10 protein-coding genes and 1 pseudogene are annotated in these 12,262 nt (G+C 61.8%); 3 read left to right on the top strand and 8 right to left on the bottom strand.

Features of this window, described 5'->3' with window-relative positions; translation table 11 throughout:
• The 6 genes from CA951_RS42535 to CA951_RS43240 form a co-directional block, all read right to left on the bottom strand.
• A partial coding sequence (locus CA951_RS42535; RefSeq protein ID WP_143543236.1) for a carbohydrate ABC transporter permease occupies positions 1-428 on the bottom strand: 428 nt, incomplete at its 3' end.
• Positions 429-610: 182 nt separating this feature from the next.
• The gene (locus tag CA951_RS42540) at positions 611-1,717 is read right to left on the bottom strand and encodes an NAD(P)/FAD-dependent oxidoreductase (RefSeq protein WP_087562530.1); all 1,107 of its coding nucleotides are present in this window, start codon (positions 1,715-1,717) and stop codon (positions 611-613) included.
• Entirely contained in the window at positions 1,707-2,243 is a 537-nt protein-coding gene (locus CA951_RS42545; RefSeq protein ID WP_179220540.1) for an ester cyclase, read from the bottom strand. Before CA951_RS42545 ends, CA951_RS42540 begins: the two co-directional genes overlap by 11 nt.
• 38 nt (positions 2,244-2,281) lie before the next feature.
• Complete coding sequence (locus tag CA951_RS42550) at positions 2,282-3,364, bottom strand: LLM class flavin-dependent oxidoreductase (RefSeq protein ID WP_087562532.1); 1,083 nt, start codon at positions 3,362-3,364, stop codon at positions 2,282-2,284.
• Between the two features lie 33 nt (positions 3,365-3,397).
• Entirely contained in the window at positions 3,398-4,660 is a 1,263-nt protein-coding gene (locus CA951_RS42555; protein WP_087562533.1) for an ABC transporter substrate-binding protein, read from the bottom strand.
• Between the two features lie 29 nt (positions 4,661-4,689).
• The gene (locus CA951_RS43240) at positions 4,690-5,112 is read right to left on the bottom strand and encodes a nuclear transport factor 2 family protein (protein WP_143543237.1); all 423 of its coding nucleotides are present in this window, start codon (positions 5,110-5,112) and stop codon (positions 4,690-4,692) included.
• A gap of 880 nt (positions 5,113-5,992) precedes the next feature.
• On the opposite strand from CA951_RS43240, the gene CA951_RS42560 reads away from it, so the two are divergent.
• The 3 genes and pseudogenes from CA951_RS42560 to CA951_RS42570 all read left to right on the top strand — a co-directional run bounded on the left by CA951_RS42560 (position 5,993) and on the right by CA951_RS42570 (position 9,405).
• Positions 5,993-6,748 carry a GntR family transcriptional regulator gene (locus tag CA951_RS42560; protein WP_087562534.1) on the top strand — a complete coding sequence of 252 codons (756 nt, stop codon included), beginning with the start codon at positions 5,993-5,995 and terminating at the stop codon, positions 6,746-6,748.
• A 471-nt stretch (positions 6,749-7,219) separates the two neighbouring features.
• A complete protein-coding gene (locus tag CA951_RS45345; protein WP_373415117.1) occupies positions 7,220-7,969 on the top strand; it encodes a helix-turn-helix domain-containing protein in 750 nt (249 codons plus the stop codon).
• 312 nt (positions 7,970-8,281) lie between these two features.
• A pseudogene (locus tag CA951_RS42570) lies at positions 8,282-9,405 on the top strand (IS30 family transposase).
• Positions 9,406-9,628: 223 nt separating this feature from the next.
• Here CA951_RS42570 and CA951_RS42575 read toward each other — a convergent pair.
• Positions 9,629-10,969, bottom strand: coding sequence for a CdaR family transcriptional regulator (locus CA951_RS42575; RefSeq protein WP_179220541.1), 1,341 nt, complete (start codon positions 10,967-10,969; stop codon positions 9,629-9,631).
• Positions 10,970-11,116: 147 nt separating this feature from the next.
• On the bottom strand, positions 11,117-12,262 hold a 1,146-nt coding region (locus CA951_RS42580; RefSeq protein ID WP_087562536.1), incomplete at its 5' end, for an aldehyde dehydrogenase family protein.

A 12,262-nucleotide genomic window follows, 5' to 3' on the forward strand; every position in this document is an offset into this window, starting at 1 on the left:
ATGACTGCCAGCACCATCCACAAGGCCCAATCCGGATCGGCCAGCCAAGAACGCGTCTGCGATTCCAGGCCGATAGAGGTAAGGAAGCTGTTTAGGATGCCGTCGCGATCCAACACGTACTTCCAGACGAATGCCACGACTACAGGGCTGAGCACCGCGGGGAGAAAGAACAATGACTTCAGGAAGTTCCGGCTCTTGAGTTCCTCGCGAAGCACAACGGCGAGGACGAGGCCGAGGATATTGACACCTACGACGAAACCAGCAGCAAGGAGGAATGTGCGGTAGAGCGCCTGTGAGGTCAAGGGGTCCGTGAAGATGGTTGCGAAGTTCCCAACACCGACGAAATTGGCCTCAGATCCGATCCCATTCCAATCGGTGAAGGCGTAGTATCCGCCGGAAATGGTAGGAGCGATCTGAAAGCCGACCAAGAATAAAAGCGCGGGAAGTGCGATTATCCATGGGACCGGACGGGGCTTGCGGCGGCTGTGCCTGCTCGGGAATGCTCTTCGCCAACCCGGACCTGACTTTGCTGTCGCTGTGAAAGCCAACGTCCGATCGACTGACTCCGATCTCGATTGCGATCTCTGGGTTTCAGTGAGACTGACCTCGGTCATGGCCTTCCTCGATTGCTCGTTCGCCCCAGCAGTTGACCACGAACCCGGGCGACATTGAGATCCTTGCCCTTTGATTCGAGCACTTCTCGTTGGGTGATTTCTACACCGGCCGCAAAGCCTGCTCCACCGTCCGGTCCGAGGGGAACCACGATTCGAGCTGCGCCGGGCACATAGCGCTCACGAGGGACCGCCCCGTCATGTATCGCACGGATGTTGGCGGCAACGACGCGGGCATGTCCAGAAGCGACTCCGGCGCGTTTTGCCTCCGGGACCGAAGTCACGTCGCCGACGGCAAACACGTTGCAGTAGCCGGCGACCTGTAAGGACGGTTCCACGTCGATCCGACCGTCGTCTCGCACTGCTTGAACTATTGTGCTTCCGAGATAGTCCGTGTCCGGGCGTCCGCCGAAGCAACGAAACCAGATGTCGAAGTCGAACGGTTCGCCGGACGTGGACTCGACTTTCGATGGGGCGTGGACACCCGCAGGAGTCAATGGAAGCCCGATGAGGTCGACGCCAAGGCACACCCGGACATCGCGGTCACTCAACTGGGAGGCCAGTGAATCACGGAACGCGTCGGAGTACGGGCCAGGAACGATTTTGTCTGCTCGGTCGATTATGGTTGTGGATTTCCCTGGCCACGCCGAAGTGATCTCACCAGCCAACTCGACTCCGACAGGTCCGGCTCCGACGATGAGCACGTTCTTTGCGGAACGGAGGTCACGGGTGGCATCAGCGAGACGCTCGAGTTCCGAATAAATGTGGGGTCCAGTTAGTTTAGCAGGGAACGGATAACCAGATCCTGTAGCGAGGACGACGAAGTCTGCGTACAGTATGCGCCCGTCGGACAGTTCGACCCCCTCACCATCGAACTGCACTACCCGCGCATGGACAACCTCACCGCGTGCCAGAGCGCTCGTGTACGGCATGGTCAAGTCGTCAGCGAATCCGGCGTCGACGAGGCCCCGCAACAAGCCCACGTTGTGAACGAATCTGTCCCTTTCTTCGACAAGGGTGACGTTTGCGAATGTGTCGAGATACTGCGCGGTGGTTACGCCACAGTATCCACCACCGACGACGATCACAGTAGGCTCAGCGGCCATTCGAACTACCTCCGAATTCGGGCGTGGGCCGTTGCTGCTCCTGCACGTACGCGGACAGGTTCACATCGATTCCCAGCTGCATCCAGAGCTCGATCGGATCGGACATGAACCAGCACTCTATGATTCGGCCGTCATTGTCGAACCGGACGAACCCGACCTCTTCAGTACGGACGAGCGTCTGCCGGCACGCCCGGCCCAGGTACTGCCCCTGTTGTATCCACTCGATCGACCAGCGTGCTGCGACGGTATCTCCACTGGCACAGATAGTTTCTATGGTCCGCCGGTGGTTCGCCCGGCTGCTCATCACCTGTGACCATGCGCGTTCGAAGCCCTCACGAGATAACGGAGTTTGGTCAGCCACGAAGTCGGCGAGCACAAGGCGTTGCATGGTCGAATTCGCGCTCCGGAGTGTGACAGCGCCGGGAGCAACCAACTCGTCGAAGACCGTGAAGTCGCCGGAGACAATGACTTCTTGCTGAAATCTCTCGAAGTTCGCACTGTTCCGCATCTGAGCGTCGGTGGACACAGGTCCACCAGACGGGCTGGATACGTGGTCCGCCGCACTCACGACACTGCTCGTGCCAGCGTATGGTCCTCGGCGGGTTCGTCGAAGCGCGGAAGGACCTTGTCGATGAACGTGCTCAGGGATCGCTCGGCCCGCTCGGGACTCATTCTGCCCCAGTGGAACCATGCGGTGAATCGCTGCAAGCCAGCGGAACGGAACTTCTCGAGCTCGGCTGCGACCTTGTCCGGTCCACCCCAGATAATCGCGCGGTCGAGTAGGTCTGCGCGCTCCCGGAACACCGGCGCCTTGCCGATAACCTCACGTTCGCGACGGTCCGCAGGGGACGCCGCCTGGATATGCTCTAGGTAGCCGTCAATCGCATCCTGCACGAGTTCGTAGGCCTCGTCGTCGCTATCAGCAACGAAAAGCATTCGTACCGGCCCTGAGTGCCGGAGGCACAGATCGACATGGGCTTCCGGAAACTTTGCAGCGCGGAGCGCGTTCTCGTAAGTTCGCAACTGTTCTTCAGCCTGCTCTGCACGGAGTCTACCCATGAACAAGACATGACCGGCGCGTGCGGTCTCAATGATTCCTTCATCGGAGAGTGTGCCGCGTCCGAGCATTGGCCGCGGTGCGCGATGACTCGACGGCATGATTCGCCCGGTGACATACCCCGCCTCGAAGGGGGTGCGGTATTCGAATCCTGGCTCACCTTGCTCCAGCTCCCAAGCCCTCTCCGCGATCTCGAGCACCTCATGCATCGTCTCGTGGCGGGTGTCGACGGGTCGGGCGAAGCCGGCAAACTCAGGTCCACTGCCACCGGCGCCGTAACCGGCAATGAACCGTCCCTTGAGCAACTGGTCCAGCAGGTTGGCCTGCTCGGCGAACCTGATCGGGTTGTGCAACGCCAATGTCGCGACCGTGAGCACTACCCACGCCTGCTTCAATTGGGGGGCGAGGCTGGCGCCGAAGACGAAGGGATCACCATAGGTGTTGTAGTTCGTGAAGTGGTGTTCGGTGAGCCAGATGGCGTCGAAACCAGCCCTGTCCGCCATGATTGCGGCGGAAGTGACCGATTCGAGGATCGCGCGATCGGTGCCGGGTCCATCTGTCTGGGGATTGAGGTAGAGACCGAACTTCATAAGTTGTTCTCCAAGCGTTGTGAGTCGGGCGGACTATTTGCCTTCTGCTCGGTCCAGCGTGGCCAGGATGTCGGACGGTGCGCTCTGATTGGTGACGAGCCCCTGCACACCGGCGGAGAATTCTGGATACATGGCTTGGCTCCACCGCATCACTGGATTGACTGTGATGTCGCCGACCTCGAAGAGCGGGCGCAATGGATCCATCTCGTCGGGCAGTTGCGCATTTGTGACTTGATCCGGAGATAAGTTTCCGATCTTCTCCGCGATCGCTCCCTGCTGCTGTGGACTGGCTACGAACTGGATGAACTTGAACGCCGATTCTTTCACCTCGTCCGATGATTTCGAGTTGACCGCCAGAGCGTCATAAGGGGTTACCAGTACAGACGAGCGTTCCCGGTCCTGTCCGGGAAATGGGTAGGCAAGGAACTTGCCGGCGCGCTCTGGGTCGGTCACCGAGAAGGACCCCATCTGCTGACTGTTGCTGATAGTCATGGCACTCCGCCCCGAGCTGAGGTCGGCAATCGCCTGCTGATCGTCCGCGACGGCGCCGTCGGCACCCATGCACTTCGCATCTCGCATGGCGACGATCATGTTGAGCGTTTCGCGCCACTGTGGGCTGTCTTGGAATGTCTGTGCCCCTGATGCGATTGCATCAACGACTGAAATGTCGGCTGCTCCGGTTGCCACGGATATGGTTGTGGCCTGGCTTCCGTTGCGTGTGACGGGCATTCCGATCCAACTGACCGGGACCAACCCATTGGCGTCGAGCCGGGTGCAGGCAGAGAGAAGGTCGGCAAAAGTCTGCGGTGGTTCTATTCCTTGTTCAGCGAAGATCTTTGTATTTAAATAGAGCGCGGAGACCTGAACGCTGGATGGCCAAGCAAACACCTGACCGTCTTTCGACACCAGGTTTCGTACGTCCGGAGCGATCTTGCCTACCCATTGATGATCAGTGGCCGGAGCCAGGAATCCTGCTTCAGCCAAGGGCAAGACGCTGTTGGGAACCGAACTTCCGGGAACCAAATGCAGGAGATCTGGCGCATTCCCGGAGCGAAGTCGTGCGGTAATGACGGACCGATAGTCACCACCGATGTACTCGACATCTACCTTGATTCCCGTTTCCCGTTCGAACGCACCGGCGGCCTGGTCGAAGGCTGCCTGATTGCCTGGCCCGGCTTGTACGGCCATGCTGATGTGATCGACAGTGGATTTCGATCCCGAGGCTCCCCCGCAGGCAGCGAGAGAAACCGATATTGCAGCGACGACCGCTGCCACAGAGTATTTTTTGATGCGCATGGACCATCCTTCCGAGGTCTCGCGTGTAATCAGCGCGAAGCCGCTATCGGGGCGTGGGGGCCGTTACGGCGTTGTGGTTCGAAACTGACTGTGTTGCTGCGATGCACGATTAGCCGCTCGACCAGGTTCTTCGAATCGATAGTCGTTGCAACAATGAATGATTCGCCGGATGAGCCCCCGTGCGCGGTCAGCACGCCTACTGCAGTCTCAATATTGCCGATCCGCGATACGTGGAGAAGATCATGACTGGATGCGGATGAATATTGAGCGATGCGTTGGGCCAGGAACTCGGCAAATGCAGCATGGCACCCGCTCCTTGTCCCGGTCGGAGTCGAGATTTCCCAGCGGAGGTTGGGCGCGAGAAGATTCATCACGCCTTGTCCGGTGCCGTCACCAACAGCGTCGAGTTCTTTATAAAGTCTCGCGAGAATTCCTTCGCCGACTGTACTCATTGAAGCTCCTTCACGGGTACGGGTAGGACCCGTCGCTGATTTCTATCGAAAGGGGTTCTTTTGCAATCTAATTCGGGCATGCGTCCCGAGTGGATAGTGTGGCCCGTGCGACGTGAGCGCCCGATGACTCCATAGTGTCGACACTTCCGGGCTATGTCAAGAGTCACATCGACCCCGACTCATGATGTCGATCATGTGGGATCAGGTTTCGCTACGCCTGCGGGCTCCCAGTGAGCAGAGAGGTTCTGCAGCGATGAGGCCTGTAGGTGGGCTGTGGGCAATCCTGATGATGGGGAGACTGGGCGGTCCAGCACCTGCCGCCTCACCGGAAGATGATTTGAGCGGACGACTGCGACTTGTCTCGGGATCGGCTTGCTCCACAGTGCGATGCCGATACATATTGGTGTCGAGGCAACGACCTTGCCGGTGAAGCGTGCATCGATGAGGTATTGGCTGGTCAGACGGCCCATCGGCGTTCGGCGGTCGACCGCGCCTCGTGCGGGCCGGCCCCAGCGCCTGGTAACCGCGGCTCCGTGTCTCAGGGTCGTCGCCCCTGCATCCTCGTTCACCGGCGGGCGTGACTCGCCGGTGAACGAGGTGGCGCGGTACCATCGGGTCTGGTGGTCCTACGCTCGATGCGTCGATTATCCAAGCCGCGCCTCTGTTTACACTCCATGACGAACCCACCTGCACCTGTAGCGCGACAATTCGCACGACACCCCCTGGGACTTGACCAAATCAGTCCTCGGAAGGAAACTCGCCAAGAAGGAGCGACTGCCGCCGCTGACTGTTGACACAAGTAGGCTTACGCCGCTCTCGGAGCTATAGCACGTGGACAACCTCGAGGAAGGAACCAAATGGCATCGGTTCAAGGAATCCGATGGCGATAAGCGATATCCCTCCTCCGGTCTTCACCGACCGTCGGCAGACGAGCCTCGTGGTGCACAGGCACATACGCGACCTGATCATCAACAACGTGTTGCCTCCCGGAACCCGACTCAAGCAAGCAGAGTTGGCCCGTCAGTTTGGAATCAGCAGGGCGCCGATACGCGAAGCGTTCCGAATGCTTCAAGAAGAAGGGTTAATCGACGCCGACCTAAACTACGCTGCTCAGGTTCGGATGTTCGATGCCGAAGGGCTGGATCAGCTGTACGGGGCGCGCATCGCGTTAGAATCGTTGGGAGTGCGCATCAGCACCGGACGACTGGATGAGAACGATAACGCGACGGCACATGCGGCACTGTCACGTATGCGTTGGTGCAGGGAATCCGGCGACATGGAGTCCTGGGCTCAAGCGCACCGCGACTTTCACTCTGCGTGTATGTCCAAGGTAGTGAACCCTGTGGCGCGGACGGTTCGCTCGTATGCCGAGCGCAGCGAGCGCTACGTACGGCTCTATCAACGTTGGTTTCCCGAGTCCTTCACCACAGCAGACCGCGAACACGAGCAGATACTGTCAGCTGTTCTAGGTACTGATCCGGACGTGTCGGCAGAACTGATCGCCAATCATCTCGCTCGGACTGCGCGTGCCGTGCTCAGTCGGCTGGCACCTGATTCGCGATTTCCTGCGGTCGAGGAAGCCGTCACCATCTTCGCCCTCCGCGACCCGAGTGGCACAGTCGTAAGACCCCAGTAGGCAGCCTATGCGCAAATGCGGGCTGCTGGAGCAGTGGTACGTCAGGAGGTTCGCGGCGCCGCGTCCGACACTGCTCCTGGTAGGAGACCGTTGATCGCCCCTGACTGCGTCTCGCGACGCGGGGCACTGTATGCGGTGTGAGATATCGGAAGGCGGGCACCGTCACCCGCCGCTGGGAGCCTGACCCCGCAGGGATGCGCAGGGATAGTTTGTCGTAGTGAGCGGCAAGCGCATCCACCACGTGATTGTTCCAAGGCCAAGATGCAGGCGACGGCCGCGCTCTCAGGCCGCACCGCGGAATTCTCTTCGTCGCTTCCCACACCTGGAGACGTGCAGCCCGGACCACCCGTCTGTCGCTCATATTGACGACGGGAGGATCGCCGTGACAACGCCCCGCGGCTGTTTCTCGATGCAGATGGTGCATTCTTCGTCGTCGATACGCACCGGCTCGAGGAGCTGCTATCAGGCTCGATGTGTGCTCCGGGGCGAGTGCGAAGTCGGTGTGCGCCTTCCACAGCACGCCCTCATGCTCCCGCACCTCGGGCATTCGGCACCGGAGAAACCTGTCCACGACTGGGGATCGCGCACACCACCGGCTATTTGAGGCGAGGCCAGCGAGGTGGGTTGCTCCGGACGGTGCTGCCTGAGGATTCCCAGTCCGGAAACTACCTGTCATTGTTGGAGCGCGAGCGAATCGCCAACCTGCGTGCCCAGGGGTGCGGTGTTCGTGAGATCGGTCGACGCCTGAATCGGGTGCCGTCGACGATCTCGCGGGAGTTGGTCGAAATATGTGCGCCGGCGACGACGGGAAGTACGCCGCCGGTCTGGGACACTCGCGAGCTCGGGAGCAGGCGCGTCGTCACCGGCGCAGCATCTTCGCCCGAAACGATCTATCAAGGCCTGCACTACGGCGGAAACGGCGATTTATCAAGAACATTGACGAAGAACCTGCGCACGGGACGAGGGGTGCGACGTCGCAGTGCCCGTAGCCGCCGTCCCCGGTTCGCTGCACACTGCCGAATGATCGACGAACACCCCGCCGAGGCATCAGCCCGCAAGCGGAATTGGCGACTTCGAAGGCGGCCTCATCGTCGGCCGCCACGGGCTATCAGCAATCGGCACGCTGGTCTGCCGGGCCACCGTTTCGTCCGCCTGGTGCATGTGCCCGATCGCCGTAGGGGTGAGGACTTCGCAGCGGCCTTGGCCGCCACAGTTCGGTGACCTGCCGCCGATCGCGCGGCGCACCCTGAGCTGGGACCAGGGCAGCGATATGGCCCGTCATGATTCGCTTACCACCTTGCACGAAGGCATCTACTGCGCCGACCCTGGAAGTCAGTGGCAGCGCGGCACCAACGAGAACACCGTGAGTGCCTGAAGTGGCCCGGTAGGGCTGATCGGTCAGGCTGGTGTCGGTGATTCCGGGTGACTCGCGAGAATACTGGCCGCCTGCCCGTTACCAGATCCTTGGGTTCGTGCGGTGATCGCAACACCACTGATCAAAGGGTGTTGCACATGGCGAAATATTCTCATCGGATGGTTCCGGAGATCTTTCAGACGTTCTGGTCGGGGATGGCCGCGGGTGAGTTCATCACGGGCGCGGCCGAGGCGGCCGGCTCGTATCGCAAACAGGGTGCTCGGTGGCTTGCGGCATGCGGTGGGGTGCGTCCCCGGCGTGGCCGCAACCTCAAGGGCCGGTGTTTGACGTTCGCGGAACGGGAAGAGATCGCCATCGGCATCGCCGCAGGTCACACGCTTCGTGACATCGCGAAAGCCCTGAACCGGAGTCCGTCGACGATCTCACGCGAGATCGCCCGCAATCGTGAGCCGTCCGGGCGGTACCGAGCCAGATCGGCTCACGCAGCCGCCTACCATCGGGCCTCGCGGCCCAAGCCGTCCAAGCTCGCGACCAACCCGTCGCTGCGCGAGACGGTCGAGAAATCCCTGACCGAGCGCCATTCACCCGAGCAGATCGCGGGCCGCCTCCGACTCGATTTCCCCGACGATCCACAGATGCAGGTGAGCACCGAGACCATCTACCAACCCTCCCGCGGCGGACTCGAACACACCCTCACTCGATCGTTGCGGACCGGACGTGGGCTGCGCCGACCCAGTCGGAAGGCCGGCCAGCGCAAGAATCGGATCCCCGACATGGCCAACATCGCGGACCGCCCCAAAGACGTGAAAGACCGTGCAGTACCGGGTCGTTGGGAGGGTGATCTCATTGTCGGCAAACGGAATCTGAGCCGATCGGCACACTCGTCGAACGTTCGACCGGCACCGTCATGCTCGTTCATCTGCCCGACGGATACAAGCCCGAGCAGACCGCGCCCGCGTTGACCGAGCAGCTCGAGACGCTGCCCACGAGCCTGCGCCGGACCTTGACGTGGGATCAGGGTTCGGAGATGCGGGACTGGAAGAGCGTCAGCGCGGCCACCGGGATCGACATCTACTTCTGTGATCCACACGCACCCTGGCAGCGCGGGACCAACGAGAATACGAACGGCATTCCTCGTCAGTACTTCCCCAAAGGTTCGGACCTGAGTGTGCACTCGAAAGCGGACCTGGAGTGGGTCTCACGGCAACTCAATGAGCGTCCCCGGAAACGGCTAGAATTTCGCACACCCATCGAAGAGATGGAACGACTGCTGTTGCGATGACCGCCAGAATCCGCCGATCCCTTATCGGCACGGATCGCTGGCCAATGAAAAAGAGGTGCGGGCCGACGCTTCCCTCGTCGACCCGCACCAAGGCGGTGGTCGAACTGCTCGCCCTTGATAGTTGCCGAGGTTCCTTCCTCGGCCGGAACCGGGTCGGGCAGGTAGTGAGCCGGGAAGCGGATGTGGGCGTTCGAGGGCATCGTCGCAGGACGGTGAGCGGGCCTCAGCGCGTGCTCTTGTTGGGCTCGAGGATCACGGCTCCCAGAAGATCGCTGACGATCAAGGCCGTGTGCAGTGCATGGTGATCGGCTCCGATCGGTCGTCCCAAAATTGCTTCGGCCCGTCGGACACGGTACGTGACCGTGTTCCGGGCCACGTGCAGGCGCTTGGCCGTGTGCACAAGGCTGCGTTCGGTGTTGAGGTATTGCAGCAGGCTGACCCGTAGTTCCGCAGTGTAGGCCGAGTCCTCGGCCAGTGCCCCGAGGTGGCGATGCACGAAACGCCTGAGGGCATCGAGATCCTGGCTCATCAGGGCCGGGACCTCGACTTCGGAGTACAGGAGACTGTCCGAAATCACGGGTTCGCGCAGGGTCGCGAGCCGCATGGTCGCGAGCGCCTCGGCATGACTGGACCGGAAGCCCTGCACACCATCTCCGATGCTGCCGGCCACCAGGAGGATTTCGGATCCGACCGGTGGACGGGTCAGTCTCAGATCGGCAGAGTCGGCGACACTGCCCCAGGCCCACAGACGACCAAATCCCCCGGGGGCCATGAACTGGGCCGTACATCCGAAAGAGCCCAAGATCATGTGAGCTTGCCCGGTGAGTTCCTCGCCTCGGTCATGGACAATTGGGGCGGTGGAGCCGAGGATCAGCGCCACGTGGTGGCGTTCGGCGATGCGGTATCCCGTCCTCTCCTCCATCTGACCGGGCGTCATGTCGCCTTCGAGCAGATTGCGGGCGATCTCCGCGCGGGTGACGTCTCCACTGCGTTCCCATGCCCCCCGCTCTTCTCGGTAGGTCTCGGCCAATTCGTGGCCGAACCGGTCGAAGAAGCCGAAGAGTTCCGCGGAGATGAAAGCCATCTGCTCACCTAGGAGCACCGACGGGACGACCTTTCGACAGTCACGGTAGAGGGCATCAGTGAGATCTGCCTGGGTCATGTGCAGGGCACGAAGAATGCGTTCGTAGGAGATCCCTCGGCGGACCATCTCACGGATACTGGCGGCCGCTTCCGCAGTCATGATCATCTCCGGATCCATGTCCCGCAGGCGGAACAGCACACGGACGATGAGAGACTCGATCCCCAGTCGCAGCACTTCGACAGCCCGTTTGCCGCCCCCGAACTCCGGGAGGGCGTCAGTGATGTGATCGGCGTTCCTCGTCGCCAGCTCGGCCGCCCACTGACAGGCTGTGATATCGAGCACTGCCTCGGCCCGAGCAACAGACTCAGAGAACAGGACGCTTTCCCCCGCCCATGTGGGACTAGGCGTCAGGCGGGTGATCCAGCCTGCGCGTCCTGCGACGGGTGGGAGATGGATGTGAGAGTTCTGCACGGTCGCCACCAACACTTCGTAGGGACAACGACGTTGTTGTATCCGGAGGGGACTAGGCATGATTATCCGCTTTGTGGGGAACTCGGTGTCCCGGTTCGGTCGCGGTGGTGAGTGGTGCGGAAGCCCCGATCCGCGTGAGGGATCGGGGCCTGTTCGCTATTTGAGGAGGCGGATGGCGTGCTCCTCGACGTACTCGGCCATGCCGGCCTCGCCGAACTCGCGGCCGATGCCGGACTGCTTGATTCCGCCGAAGGGCATCCGTAGGTCCAGGGACTCGAAGGAGTGGGTGTTGACGAATGTGCTGCCGGCCTCGATGCGGGAGGCCATCGCCAGGCCACGCTCAGGGTCCGCGGTCCAGATCGAGGAACCGAGTCCGTACTCGCTGTCGTTGGCCCAGGCGATCACCTGCTCCTCGTCGTCGTAGGCGATCACCGGGATGATCGTGCCGAACTGCTCGCAGCCGCAGATCTCCGAACCGTGCTCCACGTCGCGCACCACGTGCGGCAGCACGTAGTAGCCCTCTGCCGCGTCCAGGCCCTCGGCCAGGCGGCCCAGCTCCACGACTTCGGCGCCGGAGGCCTTGGCTGTCTCGATGAATCCGCGCACCTTCTCGTACTGGTTCTGGGTGGCCAGGGGCCCGAAACTCACACCCTCGTCCAGCCCGTGTCCGACCACATAGTCGCCCACCCGGGTGATCAGGGCATCCACGAAGCGATCGTGCAGGGCCCGCGGCACGTAGATCCGCTTGACGGCGAAGCAGATCTGTCCCGACCGGGTGAACACGCCGGTGAGCATCCGGTCCAGGGTCGCCTCGAGGTCGGCGTCGTCAAGCACGATCGCCGGGTCGTTGCCGCCCAGCTCCAGGGTGATGTTCTTGATCGACCCTGCGGCCGCGGCCATCACCTGGCTGGCGGTCGCGGTGCCGCCGGTGAAGCCGATCTTGCGTACCAGCGGGTGAGTGGTCAACGCCTGTCCGACGTCGCCGTCGCCGTGGACGACATTGATCACTCCGGTGGGAAGGACCTCGGCCATCCGCTGTATGGCGATGGTGAGCGCGGCGGAGGCGAACGGGGAGGGCTTGAGCACCAGGGTGTTGCCGGTGGCCAGCGCCGGGGCGAGCTTCATCATGGCCAGCACGATCGGCATGTTCCACGGCACGATCGCCGCCGCGACCCCGCGGGGCATCTTCTCGATGCGGATGAAGCTCTGCTCGTCGTCGTATTCGACGGGGACGACGAACTGCTCGATCAGGCTCGCGGTGTGCTGGAGCACCCCGGCGCCCAGGGCGAAGTCGGTCTGGGC

It is taken from the genome of Rhodococcus sp. NCIMB 12038, from assembly GCF_002165735.1.
Classification (GTDB): Bacteria; Actinomycetota; Actinomycetes; order Mycobacteriales; family Mycobacteriaceae; genus Rhodococcus_F.